Source organism: Paenirhizobium selenitireducens ATCC BAA-1503, assembly GCF_000518785.1.
In the GTDB taxonomy this organism is placed as follows: Bacteria; Pseudomonadota; Alphaproteobacteria; order Rhizobiales; family Rhizobiaceae; genus Allorhizobium; species Allorhizobium selenitireducens.
The window spans coordinates 107248-124557 of record NZ_KI912495.1; the positions used below are offsets into that span (position 1 = coordinate 107248).

Consider the following 17310-nt stretch of genomic DNA (forward strand, 5'->3'; position numbering starts at 1 on the left):
CCGCTCGAAAGGGGCAAGATGATGAAGACCGAAACACTCGGAACCCTGCTGACGGACATGCGTAGCACCGCGCCGCTCGTCCAGTGCATCACCAATTACGTGGCGATGAACGTCGCCGCCAATGTCCTGCTGGCGGCCGGGGCCTCGCCCGCCATGGTGCATGCGGAAGAAGAGGCCGGCGAATTCGCCGGCTTCGCCGGCGCTCTCACCGTCAATATCGGCACGCTCTCGCCCGCCTGGGTGGCCGGCATGAAGGCGGCGATCGGCGGTGCGAATGCGGCCCACCGTCCCTGGGTGCTCGACCCCGTCGCCCATTTCGCCACCGGTTTTCGTCGCAAGGTGACGGCAGATCTACTTGCCTTGGGGCCGACGATCGTGCGCGGCAATGCCTCGGAGATCATCGCCCTTGCCGGCGGCGTGAGCAGCGCGAAGGGCGTCGACAGCCGCGATCCGGTCGAGCAGGCGGAGGAGGCTGCAGGGCGCCTGGCCGGGACGCAAGGCTGCATCGTCGCCGTCACAGGTATCACCGACTTCGTCACCGATGGCAGTCGGGCGGCGCGGATCGAAGGTGGCTCATCTTTGATGCCGAAGGTGACGGCGCTGGGCTGCTCGCTGACCTGCCTCGTCGGCGCCTATGCCGCGATCCGCCCGGACGATCCCTTCGACGCGACCATCGCGGCCCTTGCCCATTTCGCCGTGGCCGGCGAGCAGGCCGGGAAAGAGGCGCAAGGGCCGGGCAGTTTCGCCGCACGCTTCCTCGACCTGCTGGCAGAACTCGACGGCGCCATGCTCGACAACCGCGCCCGGGTGGTGCGGCTGTGAAGCGCTTCGACCTCTCCCTTTATCTGGTGCTCGATCCGGATCTTTGCCGGCCGCTCGGCATGGTCGAGACCGCGCGGCTGGCCGTCGCCGGCGGCGTGACCATGGTGCAGCTGCGCGACAAGGATGCCTCGACCAGGCAGATGATCGAAACCGGCCGGGCGCTGAAGGCGGCACTTTCCGGAACCGGCGTGCCGCTGATCGTCAACGACGATGTCGAGGCGGCGATCGCCATCGGTGCTGACGGCCTGCATGTCGGCCAGGACGACAGGGATGCGCAGACCGCGCGCCGCCTGATCGGGCCGGACATGATCCTCGGACTGTCGGTCGAGACGGAGGCGCTGGCCGCGGCAGTCGATCCGGCCGTCATCGACTATGTCGGTGCCGGCCCCGTCTTCGCCACCCGGACCAAACCCGGCCACAAGCCGCCGGTCGGTTTGGACGGGCTTGCCCGGCTGATCGCGGCGACCTCGCTGCCTGCCGTCGCCATCGGCGGCCTGAAGGCCGGCCATGTCGAGGCCGTCCTCAAGGCGGGCGCCCGGGGCCTCGCCGTCGTCTCGGCCATCTGCGGCCAGCCGGACCCGCAGGCCGCTGCGTTCGAATTCTCCGAAGCCATCCGAAAGGCCCGACCATGATCCGCAACGTCTTGTCCATTGCCGGCTCCGACCCTTCGGGCGGCGCCGGCATCCAGGCCGACCTCAAGGCTTTCTCCGCCCGCGGCGTCTACGGCATGGCGGCGCTCACGGCGCTGACTGCCCAGAACACGCAAGGGGTTTCCGCCGTCCATGGCGTGCCGCCGGATTTCGTCGCCGAGCAGATCCGCATGGTATTCGCCGATGTGCGTGTGGATGCGGTGAAGATCGGCATGATCGCCAATGCCGGCATTGCCGAGGCGGTGGCCGGCGCGCTCGGGGCGCATCGCGGCATGCCGATCGTGCTCGATCCGGTCATGGTCGCCAAGGGCGGCGCCTCGCTGCTCGATCCGCGCGCGGTCGCGGCGCTCACGACCCGCCTGCTGCCGCTGGCGACCCTCATCACGCCCAACCTGCCGGAGGCGGCCGCGCTGCTGGGCAAGCCGGAAGCGACCGACCGGGCGACGATGGAGGCGCAGGCGCGGAGCCTTCGCGAACTCGGTCCGGCCGCCGTGCTGGTCAAGGGCGGCCATCTCGGCGGGACGGAGAGCCCCGACGTGCTGGTCACGAATGCCGGCACGCATTGGTTCGAGGCGCCGCGCATCCAGACGAAGAACACCCATGGCACGGGCTGCTCGCTGTCGAGCGCCATTGCCGCCGAGCTGGCCAAGGGCTCGGCGCCTGCCGAGGCGGTCGCCGCCGCCAAAGCCTGGCTCGCCGGTGCGGTTGCCGCGGCGCAAGACCTCTCTGTCGGCTCCGGCCACGGCCCCGTCCATCATTTTCACGCTCTCTGGAACACGGAAGGAAACAACTGATGAGCCTGCCCCTCAACGAACAGACGGTTCTCGTCACCGGCGCCGGCCGCGGCCTCGGTGCCGCGATTGCCGCCACCTTTGCCCGCGAAGGCGCAAGCGTGGCGGTCAACTACCGCAACAGCGGCAAGGCGGCCGAGGAACTGGCCTCTCGGCTCGGCGGCAAGGCCTCGGCCTTCGGTGCCGATGTCCGCGACGGCGAAGCGGTCGTGCAGATGGTGGCCGATGTGACAGCGCGCCTCGGCGCACCGACGACCATCGTCCACAATGCGCTCTCCGACTTTTCCTTCAACGGCGACGCGCGCTCGAAGCTCGATCACCTGACCTGGGACGAGATCGCCGCCCATATGGAGACGGGCGTGAAGGGTGCCTTGAACCTGATCCAGGCGGCGGCACCTTCCATGCGCGAACGCGGCTTCGGCCGGATCGTGCTGATCGGCACCAATCTCTTCCAGAATCCGGTCGTGCCTTACCATGACTACACCGCGGCCAAGGCGGCGCTGCTGTCCTTGACGCGCACGGCCGCCGCCGAGCTCGGCCCGTCGGGAATTACCGTCAATATGGTGTCCGGTGGGCTGTTGCGCACCACAGATGCGAGCCGCGCGACGCCGGAGGCGGTGTTCGACCTGATCGCCGGTTCCACGCCGCTTCGCCGGGTCACCACGCCGGAGGAGATGGCCGATGCCGTGCTGTTCTTTGCCAGTCCCTGGTCCCGTGCCGTCACGGGCCAGAACCTGATCGTCGACGGCGGGCTGGTGTTCAATTGAACGGGTGGTTCACGGCATCTTCGATGCGAGGTTAATCTCCTCGCCATCGATCACGAAGGTGCCGTAGCCCTTGTGATGCAGGGTCTTTGGCGCGACCTGCTTCGGGTCGTGCCAGGCCTTCACCACATCGAGCACGAACATGTTGTGGCGCTCGACAAAGTCCCGGTCCACGACCCTGCATTCGAGATTGGCGAAGCATTCGCCGATCAGCGGGGCGGAAACCTCTTCGGCCGGCAGCGCGGTCAGGCCGATCTCGGCGAATTTGTCGGTGTCGCGGCCGGAGCAATTGCCGATCGCCACGACCTTTTCCGCCATGTTGGCCGAGGGAATGGCGATCACGCATTCGCCGGTCCTGAACAGCGCGGTAAAGCTGTGGTCGGCGGAACTGACGATGCAGCCGATGCGCGGCGGGACAAACTCCATCATCATGTGCCAGGACATGGTCATGACGTTCGGCTTGCCGTCGAGGGCCGTGGCAAGCAGAACCACGGGCCCGGGCTCGATCAGCTGGTAGACCTTGTCGAGCGGGAAGGGTTTCATGCCTTTTCGTCCTCGGGCCGGTTCTTGGTACGGCGATAGTGCTCCACCCAGGCACGATAGGCTTCCGCATCGCCATATTCGAGGAATTTTTCGAAATGGGGATGCGGGTCGGCAACCCGGCTCGCATGCTTGATCGGGCACCAGAAGCGCTCGGTCCGCCCGGCGATCTCTCGCGCATAGGCGATCACGCCATTGCCGTAGCCGCAATAGACGCAGTTGAGCTTTTCGAGAGCGTTGAGATAGGCGAGGTGGTGGCGGTCGATGACGACGTAGTCACCCCGTTTCACCCGATCGATGCCGTATACGCGAAAGCAGATCTGCTGGTAGATCGTCACCGAAAGGTCGAGCAGCGCCAGCGGGATGACGAGGCCGTAGATCACCGGCGCCGTCAGCAGATAGGCAAGGTTGCCGCGCGTGACATAGCGCAGAAGGCCGGTGCGATACTGGCGCTGCCATGCGCGCATGTCCTTCTCGAAGCGGACCTTGCCTTGCTCCAGCTGGTAGCGGAAGCGCTCGCGCTGTGCCGCGATGCGGCGGTCGAGTTCTTCCTCGAGTTCCCGACGCGCTGCAGCGAGCCGCTCCTGAATGTCTTCGAGAACGGTCTTTTCCATGTTTCACTGTTCCTTGCCGGGACGCGCGGCGATGCGATGCGGCGGATGTTCGCTTAGCCGAAATGGGTCGCGTGGATGGGGGCGACTGACGGGTCCTGTGCGATCCTGGCTGCCAGTGCCGTGATCTTCGGGCAATGGGCCGTGAGCCATTCCTGGTCCATCCAGCCGGCCAGCATCCACAGATAGATGTCCGCCATGGAGCGCTCGGGGCCTAGGATAAAAGGTCCGACGATCGCCTCTTCCAGGATGGCGTGATGGCGCTTCACATAGACATCGGCGCTGGTCCTGACACCTTCGACGCCGGCCGGATCGTCCGTATAGCGATCCGAATAGCCCTTGCGCAGTTCGCCCTCGTAGATGTTGACCGCCATGAAGACCAGCCAGCGGTCATGCTGGGCGCGGGCCGGCGTTCCCGGTGCCGGTGCCAGCCGTGCAGCCGGAATGGCGTCGGCCAGGTGCAGCATCATCGCCGAGCCTTCCGTCATGACGGATCCGTCGGGCAGCCGCAGCGCCGGCACCTGCTGGCGCGGATTGATGGCCTTGAAGTCCTCGGTGAGGTGCATGCCGTCGGCGGTCGGCGTCTGGACGACCTGATATTCGGCACCGGAAAGTGCCAGGGCCGCTTCGACCGATGCGCTGCCCGAACCATTTGATCCATAAAGTAAGTACATGAAAGTGCCTCTATTGTTCCCCGGGCACTCTATCGCAAGGCGGTGGGATGAAAAGGCATGTTTGGCGGGATCCGGCGCGAAACGAAAACGCCGGGCGCAGGGCCCGGCGTTTCATGTCTCTGGTTGCGAACGCAAGGATCAGTGATCGGCCTTGATGAAGGTCCCGTTCTGCAGTTCGCGCATCGCCTGCATCAACTCCTCGCGGGTGTTCATCACGATCGGCCCGTGCCAGGCGACCGGTTCCTTGATCGGCTTGCCGGTGACCAGCAGGAAGCGGATGCCCTCGTCGCCGGCCTGGACCGTCACTTCGTCGCCGGTGTCGAACACGACCAGCGTGCGGTTGCCGGAGAGATCGCGGATGTTCAGCTCCTCGCCCCTGTATTCCTTCTCCACCTTCACGCCGAAAGGCTGGGAGGCGCCGCGGAAGGAGCCGGAGCCGGCGAAGATATAGGCGAATGCCGAGCGGTAGGTATCGACCGGGAAGCTCTTGCGCTTGCCCGGCTGCACGGAAATGTCGAGATAGACCGGCTCGGCGGCGATGCCGTCGACCGGGCCCGTCTTGCCCCAGAAATCGCCGGTGATGACGCGCACCACGGTGCCGTCATCATCGACGACGACAGGGATATCCGTGCCCTTGATGTCCTGATAGCGCGGCGCGGTCATCTTCAGCGACGAGGGCAGGTTGGCCCACAGCTGGAAGCCGTGCATCTTGCCGGCGAAATCGCCCTTCGGCATTTCCTGGTGCATGATTCCGCTGCCGGCCGTCATCCATTGCACGTCGCCGGCCCCCAGCAGGCCGCGATTGCCGAGGCTGTCGCCATGCTCGACGGTTCCGGCCAGCACATAGGTGATGGTCTCGATGCCGCGATGCGGATGCCAGGGGAAGCCGCGGATATAGTCCGACGGATTGTCGTTGCGGAAATCGTCCATCATCAGGAAGGGGTCGGTCATCGACGGATCGCCGAAGCCGAAGACGCGGTGCAGCTTGACGCCGGCGCCCTCCATGGCAGGCGTGGCGCGGCTCTCATGCTTGACGGGGCGTATGGACATCGGTCGTGCTCCTTTCGAGCGTGGCTTGAACTTGGACCCAACATAATCGATCTCCGCCGCGCTTGCAGGAGGCGCGCGCCGGAACGCAGTGTTCACAAAAGGCAATGCCGCACCGCAAAAAGTGATTGCCGGCATCGTCAAAATTCTGTCATCAATAGAGTGATTGTTTAGATTTCGTTAGCCATTCGAGCGAAGACTGTCGACGTTGCCGGACTTTGCGATTTCGGACGGGAACGTCCGGACGAAAGGCTGAGGCAGACAGGCCATCGGAGTACGGGAAAGCATGTGTCGTTGGGCAGCCTATCGCGGTGAACCGATCTATCTCGAGGAACTCGTCACCTCGCCCGCCCATTCCCTGATCGAACAGTCGCACTGCGCCACCAAGGCGAAGACCGCCACCAATGCCGACGGCTTCGGCATTGCCTGGTATGGCGACCGGCCGGAGCCGGGGCGCTTTCGCGACGTGCTGCCGGCCTGGTCGGACTGCAACCTGAAGAGCCTCGCCCGCCAGATCCGTTCGCCGCTGTTTCTTGCCCATGTGCGGGCCGCCACCCACGGCGCGACGCGTCGCGACAACTGTCACCCCTTCGTCAACGGCTCCTGGTCGTTCATGCACAACGGACAGATCGATCACTTTGAGCGGCTGCGCCGGCCGATGGAATCCATGCTCGACGACGAGCATTTCCACGCCCGCGGCGGCACGACCGATTCCGAACTTCTCTTCCTGCTGGCCCTGCAGTTCGGCCTGCGCGACCGCCCCATCGCCGCCATGGCAGAAGCGATCGGCTTCGTCGAGCAGATCAGCCGCCACCTGATGGGCACGGCCCGGGTGCGCTTTACGGCCGCCTTCTCCGACGGCCGGACACTCTATGCCGTGCGCTATGCCACCGACGCCCATGCGCCGACGCTGTTTGCCGCGCCGATGGGCGGCAAGGGCGGATACTGCCTCGTCTCCGAGCCGCTCAATGACGAGACCGACACCTGGGTCGAGATCCCGGCGGGCAGTGCGGTCATCCTCGATGCCAACGGCCTCGATGCGGCGAAGTTCGAGCCGGCCTGGGAGCCGGAGACCAAGATCGAACGCGTGGCCCAAACGGCCATGGCGCTCTGACAGCCAGACTGTCTCAGGCGAGCGGAACGATCCCCAGCTCGTTCTTCAGCTTGCGCGTCAGCCCATCGGCGACCAGATCGTAGGACCGCTTCACGTAGTGCACGAGTTCTTCGGGCGGCAGCGATGCCTTGTCGGTGATCGAGACCCATTTGCGCTTGGCGAAATAGGGCGCCTGGGCAATCCCTTCGAGCGAAGTCAGGATCTCGAAGGTCTCCTCCGTGACCTTGACGCAGATATTGGCGCCTTGATCGCCGCGATGCAGCAGGGTGAAAACCTTCTCGCCCACCTTGGCGACATGTGATTCCCACTGGTCGACCAGCGTCACTCCGGCAAGACCGGCAACGAAGGCGTCGAAATCCGTCTGGTCGAAGAGGTTCATGGGCAGTCAGCCTCCGTTAAGCGTTTCGGTGATGCGCCGCGCCAGCCGGTCGGCCACCTCGTCCTTGGAAAGGTCCGGCCATTGTTCGACGCTGGTCCGGGTGATCAGCTTCACACTGTTGCGCGTACCGCCCATGATGCCGGTCTCCGGCGACACGTCATTGGCGACGATCAGGTCGGCGCCCTTGCGTTCCAGTTTGGCGCGCCCGTTGTCCTCGACATTCTCGGTCTCGGCGGCAAAGCCGACGACGATTTTCGGACGGTGTTCGTGATGACCGACGGTCTTCAGAATGTCGGGGTTCTCGGTGAGTTGCAGCGGCGAGGGAGCCTCGCCGGGCTTCTTCTTGATCTTCTGGCCGGCCGATGCGGCGACGCGCCAGTCGGCGACGGCAGCAACCATCACGGCGATGTCGGCCGGCAGCCGCGAGATCACCGCGTCGCGCATCTCCTCGGCCCGTTCCACATGCACGGTGGCCACACCCTTCGGATCGGCAATGGTCACGGGTCCGGAGACGAGGGTCACGTCCGCACCGAGCCTCGCCAGTGCGGCGGCGATCGCATGGCCCTGGCGGCCGGACGACCGGTTCGCGATGTAGCGGACCGGGTCGATCGGCTCATGGGTCGGGCCTGACGTGACGATCGCGGTCCGGCCGGCAAGCGGCTTCGGGCCGTCATCGAGCAGACGCTCGGCGGCAGCGACGATGTCGAGCGGTTCGGCCATGCGGCCCAGCCCATTTTCGCCGCTCTCGGCCATTTCGCCGGCCATCGGCCCGATGAAGGAAAGCCCGTCGGCGGTCAGTGTCGCGACGTTGCGTTTCGTCGCCGGATGCGCCCACATCTTCGGGTTCATCGCCGGCGCAACCAGCACCGGCATGTCGGTGGCAAGCAAAACGGTCGAGGCGAGGTCGTCGGCGAGGCCGTTCGCCATCTTCGCCATCAAGTCGGCGGTGGCCGGCGCAATCACGATCAGGTCGCAGTCGCGCGCAAGGCGGATATGGCCGACATCCTGCTCGTCCTCGCGGGAGAAAAGCTCGGTATAGACGTGGCTCGCCGACAGGGCTCCGACCGCAAGCGGCGTGACGAATTCCTGTGCCCCGCGCGTCATGACCGGCCGCACCGTCGCACCGCGTTCGCGCAGACGTCGGATGAGGTCGAGACTCTTGTAGGCAGCGATGCCGCCCGAGACGATGAGAACGATGCGCTTGCCCGCCAAGGTCATGCCAGTGGAGTCTCCCTCAGAGCGATTCCAGGAAAAGTGCGAAGCGGTTTTCCGTCCGGAATTGCGTCAAAACAATGAGATAGCGTGTTTTCCGTTCCCGTGAAACGGTGAAACGCACGAAGTCGCGGCGACACTATCCGAATTTCCGCATTGGGGAAATCGCCGGGGGATAGCAGAAATCAGCCACGCCCGGTGCTCAGTCGCGCGATACCTGGGGGATGCAGATCTGCAGCGGCACTTCGGCGATTGCCCCATTGGGCGTCTCAAGATACGAAATGCCCGGCCCGAGCGTCGCTGCCATCGACTTGACGATGCGGCTGCCGAGACCGGTGCCGGTCGGGGCACTCCCCGGCTGAATGCCCACTCCGTCGTCCGCGACGCGCAGCAGGGCTTCATTCTCGCCGGTGCGCTTGAGGGTGACCCGAACTTCGCCGCCTGCCACCTCGCCGGGATAGGCATACTTGAAGGCATTGGTCACCAGTTCGGTGACGATCATGCCGACGGAGACGGCGCGGTCGGCGCTGATCGAGATCGGATCGGCCTCCAGCACGAGGTGCATCGGCTTTTCCGGATTCTGCAGCGAACCGGCCAGTTCGCCGGTGAGGTTGTGCAGGTAGCGGTCGAGCTCGACGCGGCTGACATCGTCGGAGGTATAGAGGCTGCGATGCATGCCGGCGATCGCCGTGATGCGCGCCTGCGTCTCGGCCAGTTCGCTCTTCACCTGCTCGCTCGTGGAGTTTGAGATCTGCAGCCTGAGCAGGCTGACAACGAGCGCGAGCGAATTGGCAACGCGATGGTTGACCTCGGCCAGCAGGGCTTCCGCACGCTCCTTGGCGCGGCGGATTTCCTCTTCCGCCCTCTCCTTGGCAGCGTGCAACTGGGCATTGGCCACCGAATGCTCGATGGCGCTGATCAGAAGCGGCATGAAATCGTCGCTGACTGTCTTGATGACGTAGTCCGACGCGCCGGCCCGGATCGCCTCAATGGCGATCTTGGCCTCGTTCGAACCGGTCACATAGACCACCGGCACCGGAATATCGCGAGCGCGCAGCCGCTTCAGCACCTCGTGGCCAGTGATGTTCTGCAGGTAATGGTCGAGCACCATGACATCAAAGCTCTCCGCTTCGAGCAGTGCGATGGCGTCCTCAGGCGTCGCGGCATGGGCCAGTGTGTGCCCGAGGCGCTCCAGAGCCTTCTGAACAAGGCGGACGATGGCCGCGTCGTCATCCAGATAGAGGATCCGGATGCTCATCGGCCCGCAACCGCATCACGGGATCTGCATGACCGAGAAAAACAGCCCAAGCTGTCGGATGGCATTGGCGAAATTGTCATAGTCGACAGGTTTTGTGATGTAGACATTCGCCCCAAGATCATAGCATCGCTGAATTTCGCGTTCGTCGTCGGTCGTGGTCAGGATGACGACCGGCAGGCGCCGGGTATGTGGGTTGGATTTGACTTTTTCAAGGATATCCGTGCCGGACATGTCCGGCAAGTTGAGATCGAGCAGGATCAGCAGATAGCGGTCGATCGAGGCCGTCCCGCTCCTGTCCTTGCCGAGGATGAAGTCCAGCGCTTCGGTGCCGTTGGTGAACGGGATGATCTCGTTGTTCACCCCGGCCCGGCGCACGTTCTTCTCGATCAGACGAGCATGCCCCTCGTCGTCCTCGACCATGACGATGGTGACTTCTTTTCCCACGGCTTTCATCTCTCAACTCCGTACAATACGCGATAAATCCGATGGCAGGCGCAGCACGAAGGTTGATCCCGATCCAAGTCTGGACCTAACGGTTATCTCGCCGCCGAGGTTCCTTGCCAGGGACCGCACATGCGCAAGTCCGATGCCCTCGCCGGACTTGTCCTGTTGGCCGGAGCGCCGGAACAGCTCGAATATGCGTTCGTGGTCTTCGTCTGCAATGCCGCGACCATTATCCTCGACCTCAATGCGCGTCAGATTGCGGCCTTCCGGCATTGCGCGCACCGTCAGGTTGAGCGGCCTCTCCGGATGTTTGTACTTCACGGCGTTGTCGAAAAGGTTACCAAGGATCTGCTCAAGCGAAAAACGATCCGTGGTGATGGACGGAACACGGATATCGAGTTCGACTTTGCCGTCGCTCTCGCCGATCTGATGGTGGACGCTGGCGCTCGTCGACTCCACCAGGCTTTTCAGGCCGATCTGCTCCGGTTTCAGCGGGCGCCGTCCATCGCGCGAAATCTTCAGGATGGCGTTGATCAGGCCGTCCATCTTCTTCGTCGACGAGCGGATGAAGCCGATCGCCTCCGGCAGGTCTTCCGATGCGGCGAGCCTCGCTTCCTTGATCTGATTCTCGTTCAGCGTTCCGCCATCGGCCAGCACATAGGCCTGCAGCGCCTTGAGCGAGGTGTCGAGTTCCGCGGTGAAGCCCATGACGTTGACCAGCGGCGCGCGCAGATCGTGCGTGACGATATAGGCGAAGCGCTGGATTTCCTGGTTGGCGCGCATCAGATCCTCGGTGCGCTCGTTGACACGTTCCTCAAGCCCGCTGTTCAACAGCTCCACTTCGCGGCGGGCGCTGGAGAGCGCCCGCACATGCTGGGTGATGATCGCGATGGCCCCGCCCATGACCGCCAGGATCGCGACGCCGCCGCCGAGGGTGAACCATTTCAGCTGGCGCGTTGCCTCGAGCTGTTCGTCGACCCCGCGCTGGACGTTGGTGTCGGACTGGGTCTTGAAGAACTCGAGGATCGTGCGGATCTCATCCATCAGCACGCGTCCGAGTTCCGACTTGACCAGCTGGATTGCCTCGTCCTGCCGGTTGCTTCGGGTCAGCTCGACGCTCTGCATCATCTCCTCGAGCTTGCTTTCGGTGAGACGGCGAAGCTCCGGTATACGCTCTTCCTTGATCGGTCGGCCTTTGACCAGATCGGCGACTTGGGCAAGGTTCTGGCGCACCTCGCCCAGGGACTTCTCGTAGACGCCGAGGAAGCTCTCGTCCTGCGTCAGGACGTAGCCCCGCTGCCCGGTCTCTGCGTCGACGAGCGTCTGCAGCATGTTGGCTGCGGCCCGGCGGATGTCGCGCTCATGGATGATATAGGCAAATGTCGCCTGACTCCGCTCGACGAGCCAGAGCGAAGAGATGATGATACCGGTCAGGACGATGGTCCCGACGATCAGCATCAGGAAGGTCGTGCGAACGAAATTGGCATTGGTGGCCGACATGGCATTTCCGGGATCATGGCGCGCGAAAGGAGCGCAGATGCGTCAGATCGGAATGAAAGCGAGCAAGACGGCGCTGATACGGCCGAACCGACCGCCCATTCCGAGGTGAATGGAGCACGAAGGCGTCGTCTAACGGGTAGAAAGGTTTAAGCGGCAAATCAACCGATTTTGACAGCGATCAAGAGCAGGAGAGCTGCGATCACCCAGAGCGCCAGCCGCCCGAACCGACTGTGGCGGGCCTCCGAACGCCCGATTGCCTCGGTCGTCTCGGAGTCGAACCTGAGACCGTTCTCGCTCATATGGACGATTTCGCCGTGCAGTTTTTCCGTCTTGGCGGCGATTTCCGGAAGCGCTTCGGCGAGCCTGAGCGCCGCGCGCACGCCATCCTTGAGGTCGCCGACGACGCGCTTGGGGCCCAGATTGTCGCGGATCCACTGGGAGACGACCGGATCCGAGGCCTTCCACATGTTGAAGCGCGGATTGAGCATGCGCGCCACGCCCTCGACCACGACCATGGTCTTCTGCAGCATGACGAGCTCGGGCCGCGTTTCCATGTCGAACAGCTCGGTCACCTCGAACAAGAGGGTCAGCAGCTTGCCCATGGAGATGGTTTCGGCCGGCTGGCCGTGGATCGGCTCGCCGATTGCCCGGATCGCCTGGGCAAAGCTCGCGATATTGTGGTGCGAGGGAACGTAACCGGCCTCGAAATGCACCTCGGCAACCCGCAGATAGTCGCGGGTGATGAAGCCGTAGAGGATCTCGGCGAGGAAGCGGCGTTCCTTCTTGCCGAGACGGCCGGCAATGCCCATGTCGACCGCGACGATCATGCCGTCCGGGGCGACGAACAGGTTGCCCGGATGCATGTCGGCATGGAAGAAGCCGTCGCGCAGGGTGTGGCGCAGGAAGGACTGGATCAGCGTGTCGGCCAGATGGTCGAGATCGTGGCCGGCCGCCTTCAGCGCCTCGACATCCGACATCTTGATGCCGTCGATCCACTCCATGGTGACGACGTCGCGACCGGTACGCTCCCAGTCGACGATCGGCACGCGGAAGCCCGGATCGTTCCGGGTGTTCTCGGTGATTTCCGAAAGTGCTGCCGCCTCGAGCCGAAGGTCCATCTCGACCTTGGTGGTCTGCTCAAGCGTGCGGGTCACTTCGACGGGACGCAGGCGCCGCGTGTGCGGCAGGAAACGCTCCTGCAGGTGGGAGACGAGATACATGGCCTCGAGATCGGCGGCGAAGCGCTTGCGCACGCCGGGCCGGATGACCTTGACGGCCACCTTCTTGCGTCCGTCGGGTGTGTCGACTTCCGCCGGATGGACCTGGGCGATCGAGGCCGCAGCGATCGGCTCGCCGAACGAGGCGTAAAGATCGTCGATGGAACGGCCGAGCGATCCCGTCACGGTCGCCTTGGCGGCGTCCGTCGGGAAGAAGGCCATGCGGTCCTGCAGTCCGGCGAGGTCGTCGGCGAAGTCGGCGCCGACGACGTCCGGCCGCGTCGCCAGGAACTGGCCGATCTTGACATAGGAGGGGCCGAGCCGCTCGACGGCGCGGGCCAGCCGGTCTGAGCGCTGCTCGCGCCTGGCGCGCTTGCGCGCCAGAAGTCCGGCCGCACCCTTGGCGAAGGCGACAAGCGGCGGAAGGTCTTCCGAGGGCAGGGCGGAAATCACGCCTTCCCTGACCAGCACCCAGCCCACCCGCGCCAGGCGGAAATATGCCCCGACAGTGCTCATGAAGATCAGAGTTTCCAGCCGGAATGCAGCGCTGCGATGCCGCCGGAATAATTGGTGAAGGTGACGCGCGAGAAGCCGGCCTTGGAGATCATCGCGGCGAAATCGCCCTGGTTGGGGAACTTGCGGATCGATTCCACCAGATACTGGTAGGGCTCCGCATCGCCCGTGATCATCTTGCCGAAGCGCGGAATGGCCTTGAACGACCACTGGTCGTAAAAGCGGTCGAGCAGCGGCATCTCGACTTCGGAGAACTCCAGCACCAGCAGGCGCCCGCCGCGTTTAAGCACGCGATAGGCCTCGCTCAAGGCGACATCGATGCGCGGCACGTTGCGGATGCCAAACGCGATCGTGTAGGCGTCGAAGCTGTTGTCCTCGAAGGGCAGTTCCTCGGCATTCGCCTCGACGAAGGTGAGGTTGTCCGAAAGGCCCTTTTTCTCCGCGCGTTCGGCGCCGACGCCGAGCATCGAGCCGTTGATATCGAGCACGGTGGCGTGGGCAAGCCGGCCGGAAGCCTCGACGATGCGAAACGCGATGTCGCCGGTTCCGCCGGCAACGTCGAGCACCTTGTAGGCGGGGTCCTTGCGCGGGTTGAGCGCCGCGATCATCGCATCCTTCCAGATGCGGTGCAGGCCCGCCGACATGACGTCGTTCATGATGTCGTAGCGCTTGGCGACCTTGTGGAAGACCTCGTTGACCAGAACCTGCTTCTCGCCCTCCGCGACCTCGCGGAAGCCGTAGGAGGTTTCCATGCCGCCATCGGCGGAAGTGCGGCTCTCGGCCATCTGATCACTCCATTGTCTCATGCGGTCGAAAGACCATAGCGAAATCGCCTCAGGCGCGCTATCTCGGGCCTGGCCGGCAAACGCGCTGTTGCGCTGGTCTACAGACGTTTCAGGCGCCGTTCAAACGGAAAGATGGGATGCAATGCCGGAATTGCCAGAGGTCGAGACGGTCAAAAGAGGGCTTTCGCCGACCATGGAAGGGGCGGTGATGCAGCGGGTCGAGCTGCGTCGTCCCGACCTGCGCTTTCCCCTGCCGCGCGATTTCGTCGCACGGCTGACCGGCCGGCTGATCGTCGGTCTCGCCCGGCGCGCCAAATACCTGCTGATCGATCTCGACGACGGAACGACCGTGGTCGCCCATCTCGGCATGTCAGGATCGTTCCGCATCGAGGAAGGGGAAAGGTCCGACCAGCCAGGCGATTTCCACCATGCCCGGTCGAAGGACGAAAAGCACGATCACGTCATCTTTCATCTTGAACGACCGCAGGGCAGGGGCGTCGCGCGCGTGATCTATAATGACCCGCGCCGTTTCGGCTTCATGGATTTGGCGCTGCGCAACGATCTCGATGCCTATCCCGCCTTTCGCGAGCTCGGGCCCGAGCCCGTCGGCAATACGCTCGACGCCGCCTATCTCGCCGGCCGTTTCGCCGGCAAGCAGCAACCGCTGAAGACGGCCCTGCTCGATCAGAAGGTCGTGGCCGGACTTGGCAATATCTATGTGTGCGAGGCGCTGTGGCGATCGCACCTGTCGCCGAAGCGCGCGGCCGCGACCCTGGTGACGGCGACCGGCCGGCCGAAAAAGGAACTGCAGTCGCTCACCGAGGCGATCCGTGCGGTGATCGCCGAGGCGATCGAGGCGGGCGGCTCGTCGTTGCGCGACTATATCCAGACCGACGGCACGCTCGGCTATTTTCAGCACAGTTTCTGCGTCTACGACCGCGAGGGTGAAGCTTGCCGCACGCCCGGCTGCGGCGGTAGGGTCGAGCGCATCGTGCAGGGCGGCCGTTCGTCATTCTATTGTCGTGACTGCCAGAAATAGACTTCAAGAAGAAACGGGAGATACCGATGACCTATGAAACCCTCCTGCTGGAGACCCGCGGCCGCGTGGCGATCATCACGCTCAACCGGCCGCAGGCGCTGAATGCGCTGAATTCGACCGTGCTGGCCGAAATGCGCCAGCTGCTCGGTGAACTGCAGGCGGATGACGGCATCGGCGCCGTCGTGCTGACCGGTTCGGAAAAGGCCTTTGCCGCCGGCGCCGATATCAAGGAGATGCAGTCGCTCGACTTCGTCGATGCCTATCGGGGCGATCTGTTCAGCGGCTGGGACGATGTCGCGGGCTTCCGCAAGCCGATGATTGCCGCAGTGTCAGGCTTTGCGCTTGGCGGCGGCTGCGAACTCGCCATGATGTGCGACTTCATCATCGCCGCCAAGACGGCGAAGTTCGGCCAGCCGGAAATCACCCTCGGCGTCATCCCGGGCATGGGCGGCACCCAGCGCCTCACGCGCGCGGTCGGCAAGGCCAAGGCGATGGACCTCTGCCTCACCGGCCGGCTGATGGACGCCCACGAGGCCGAGAGCGCCGGACTGGTCGCGCGGGTGGTGGACCAGGAGCGCCTGCTGGACGAGGCGGTGGCTGCGGCGGAGAAGATCGCCGGCTTTTCGCAGACCGCCGTCGGCATGGTCAAGGAGACTGTCAGCCGGGCCTTCGAGCAGACACTGAGTGAAGGGCTGCTCTTCGAGCGCCGTCTTTTCCATTCGCTCTTTGCCACGGAAGACCAGAAGGAAGGCATGGCGGCCTTCACTGAGAAGCGCAAGCCGGTGTTCAAGAACCGCTAAGGGACTCGCAACGCGCGATTTCCTGCAAATTGCGCGTTGACGACCCTGCGCTTTCGGGCTATATGCCCGCCCACGGTTGGGAGAGCCAATGGCTCTTCCGAGAATAGCTCCCGAATTGCTGATATGGCAGGTCGCAACGACCCGACGCGGCGGTGGCGGGTTTTGGTTTGAATTCGAAGAGAGGCATCCATGGCCAATACAACTTCGGCGAAGAAGGCGACCCGCAAGATCGCTCGCCGTACTGCAGTCAACAAGGCTCGCCGTTCCCGCGTTCGCGGTTTCATCCGCAAGGTCGAGGAAGCCATCGCCTCCGGTGATGCCGCTCTCGCCAAGGACGCCTTGCAGGCGGCACAGCCGGAACTGCAGCGTGCAGCCGGCAAGGGTGTGGTTCACGCCAACACCGCTTCGCGCAAGATCTCGCGTCTCGCGAGCCGCGTTAAGGCGCTGGCGATCTAATTTTCGCCGCATTTTTGTCACGATTGAATGAGCCTGGCTGCGAAGCCGGGCTTTTTCTGCGTTTGCTCGGTTCGACTTTGGTCTGCGGTCCGTTTGACAATTGGGTGTCAACTGGATGACAGAAAAAACACAATAAATTCAGATGGATACGGGAGGAATGCCGGCCGCTGGTGGCTTCACTTAACGGCAGGTGGCCCCGGTTTCGAGTCAAGCGAATTTTTATTTTTGGGCGATTTTCCCCTGCTCCTCCCCGCCCTTTTTTGAATCTCGTTGATTCAAAAGCGATTCTCCAGACGGTAATTGTGACAGTCTGATGAGGGCGCGGGAGTCAATGGCCGCGGTTTAATTTTGCGTAAAAATCACAGTTGATCTTCACTTTTGATCCTGCCTTAATGCTTCTCAACAAGGGGCGCGGAGTTGACCTCCGGGGGTGATCTGAACTGGCAAATTGCGTGTCAGGACCACTCATCGTCTCTTGTGGCGGGATTACCCTATTCCGTTTTTTCAGACAGTGTTGGTCTTGCGCCGGGAATCTCATGGTTTCCGCGGAAGGGGGATTTTGTCGAAAACGTCGGTGATCAGTCGGCGCGGAAGAACAGGAATGGGAACGGATCGCCGCCACGGCCAAGGTCTTTCATGTCGAGGATGAAAGATCCGCCGGAATTTGCGGGATGTAAGTCGCTGTTGCAGTGAC

The 17310-nt window shown here is 63.7% G+C and carries 19 protein-coding genes; 8 read left to right on the forward strand and 11 right to left on the reverse strand.

The annotated features are described in order from the left end of the window. The first annotated feature begins 21 nt into the window (after positions 1-21). The 4 genes from thiM to L867_RS0121520 are packed head-to-tail and all read left to right on the forward strand — an operon-like array spanning position 22 to position 3030. Entirely contained in the window at positions 22-822 is an 801-nt protein-coding gene (gene thiM / locus L867_RS0121505; RefSeq protein ID WP_104368118.1) for a hydroxyethylthiazole kinase, read from the forward strand. Next, complete coding sequence (gene thiE / locus L867_RS0121510; RefSeq protein WP_028738742.1) at positions 819-1454, forward strand: thiamine phosphate synthase; 636 nt, start codon at positions 819-821, stop codon at positions 1452-1454. Before thiM ends, thiE begins: the two co-directional genes overlap by 4 nt. Next, positions 1451-2266 (forward strand): bifunctional hydroxymethylpyrimidine kinase/phosphomethylpyrimidine kinase, encoded by an 816-nt coding sequence (gene thiD, locus L867_RS0121515; protein WP_028738743.1) that lies wholly within the window; start codon positions 1451-1453, stop codon positions 2264-2266. The genes thiE and thiD overlap by 4 nt, the downstream gene beginning before the upstream one ends. After that, positions 2266-3030, forward strand: coding sequence for a 3-oxoacyl-ACP reductase (locus L867_RS0121520; RefSeq protein WP_028738744.1), 765 nt, complete (start codon positions 2266-2268; stop codon positions 3028-3030). Before thiD ends, L867_RS0121520 begins: the two co-directional genes overlap by 1 nt. A gap of 9 nt (positions 3031-3039) precedes the next feature. Here L867_RS0121520 and L867_RS0121525 read toward each other — a convergent pair whose 3' ends face one another. From L867_RS0121525 to L867_RS0121540, 4 genes are all read right to left on the reverse strand, one after another. After that, positions 3040-3570 carry a flavin reductase family protein gene (locus L867_RS0121525; RefSeq protein WP_028738745.1) on the reverse strand — a complete coding sequence of 177 codons (531 nt, stop codon included), beginning with the start codon at positions 3568-3570 and terminating at the stop codon, positions 3040-3042. Next, complete coding sequence (locus tag L867_RS0121530; protein WP_028738746.1) at positions 3567-4181, reverse strand: hypothetical protein; 615 nt, start codon at positions 4179-4181, stop codon at positions 3567-3569. Before L867_RS0121530 ends, L867_RS0121525 begins: the two co-directional genes overlap by 4 nt. 53 nt (positions 4182-4234) lie before the next feature. After that, the gene (locus tag L867_RS0121535) at positions 4235-4852 is read right to left on the reverse strand and encodes a glutathione S-transferase family protein (protein WP_028738747.1); all 618 of its coding nucleotides are present in this window, start codon (positions 4850-4852) and stop codon (positions 4235-4237) included. A gap of 138 nt (positions 4853-4990) precedes the next feature. After that, on the reverse strand, positions 4991-5902 hold the full coding sequence (locus L867_RS0121540; RefSeq protein ID WP_028738748.1) for a pirin family protein: 912 nt from the start codon (positions 5900-5902) through the stop codon (positions 4991-4993). A 283-nt stretch (positions 5903-6185) separates the two neighbouring features. Between L867_RS0121540 and L867_RS0121545 the strand changes: the two genes are divergently transcribed. Next, a complete protein-coding gene (locus tag L867_RS0121545) occupies positions 6186-7013 on the forward strand; it encodes a class II glutamine amidotransferase (protein ID WP_028738749.1) in 828 nt (275 codons plus the stop codon). A gap of 13 nt (positions 7014-7026) precedes the next feature. On the opposite strand, the gene L867_RS0121550 is transcribed toward L867_RS0121545, so the two are convergent. The 7 genes from L867_RS0121550 to ubiE all read right to left on the reverse strand — a co-directional run bounded on the left by L867_RS0121550 (position 7027) and on the right by ubiE (position 14321). Continuing rightward, positions 7027-7392 (reverse strand): MmcQ/YjbR family DNA-binding protein, encoded by a 366-nt coding sequence (locus L867_RS0121550; protein ID WP_028738750.1) that lies wholly within the window; start codon positions 7390-7392, stop codon positions 7027-7029. 6 nt (positions 7393-7398) lie between these two features. Then, positions 7399-8610, reverse strand: a complete 1212-nt coding sequence (gene coaBC, locus L867_RS0121555) for a bifunctional phosphopantothenoylcysteine decarboxylase/phosphopantothenate--cysteine ligase CoaBC (RefSeq protein ID WP_028738751.1) — start codon at positions 8608-8610, stop codon at positions 7399-7401. 196 nt (positions 8611-8806) lie between these two features. After that, on the reverse strand, positions 8807-9862 hold the full coding sequence (locus L867_RS0121560; protein ID WP_028738752.1) for a sensor histidine kinase: 1056 nt from the start codon (positions 9860-9862) through the stop codon (positions 8807-8809). Between the two features lie 15 nt (positions 9863-9877). Beyond that, positions 9878-10315 (reverse strand): response regulator, encoded by a 438-nt coding sequence (locus L867_RS0121565; protein WP_028738753.1) that lies wholly within the window; start codon positions 10313-10315, stop codon positions 9878-9880. Positions 10316-10318: 3 nt separating this feature from the next. Continuing rightward, positions 10319-11806 (reverse strand): sensor histidine kinase, encoded by a 1488-nt coding sequence (locus L867_RS0121570; protein ID WP_028738754.1) that lies wholly within the window; start codon positions 11804-11806, stop codon positions 10319-10321. A gap of 158 nt (positions 11807-11964) precedes the next feature. Beyond that, on the reverse strand, positions 11965-13539 hold the full coding sequence (gene ubiB / locus L867_RS0121575) for a 2-polyprenylphenol 6-hydroxylase (protein WP_028738755.1): 1575 nt from the start codon (positions 13537-13539) through the stop codon (positions 11965-11967). Between the two features lie 5 nt (positions 13540-13544). Further along, on the reverse strand, positions 13545-14321 hold the full coding sequence (gene ubiE, locus L867_RS0121580) for a bifunctional demethylmenaquinone methyltransferase/2-methoxy-6-polyprenyl-1,4-benzoquinol methylase UbiE (protein ID WP_028738756.1): 777 nt from the start codon (positions 14319-14321) through the stop codon (positions 13545-13547). A gap of 142 nt (positions 14322-14463) precedes the next feature. Here ubiE and mutM point away from each other — a divergent pair, with 142 nt between their 5' ends. The 3 genes from mutM to rpsT all read left to right on the forward strand — a co-directional run bounded on the left by mutM (position 14464) and on the right by rpsT (position 16616). After that, positions 14464-15360: a bifunctional DNA-formamidopyrimidine glycosylase/DNA-(apurinic or apyrimidinic site) lyase gene (gene mutM, locus L867_RS0121585; RefSeq protein ID WP_028738757.1), complete on the forward strand. Its 897-nt coding sequence runs from the start codon at positions 14464-14466 to the stop codon at positions 15358-15360. A gap of 26 nt (positions 15361-15386) precedes the next feature. Beyond that, positions 15387-16160 carry an enoyl-CoA hydratase gene (locus L867_RS0121590; RefSeq protein ID WP_028738758.1) on the forward strand — a complete coding sequence of 258 codons (774 nt, stop codon included), beginning with the start codon at positions 15387-15389 and terminating at the stop codon, positions 16158-16160. A 189-nt stretch (positions 16161-16349) separates the two neighbouring features. Then, positions 16350-16616: a 30S ribosomal protein S20 gene (gene rpsT, locus L867_RS0121595; RefSeq protein WP_028738759.1), complete on the forward strand. Its 267-nt coding sequence runs from the start codon at positions 16350-16352 to the stop codon at positions 16614-16616. Positions 16617-17310 lie beyond the last annotated feature (694 nt).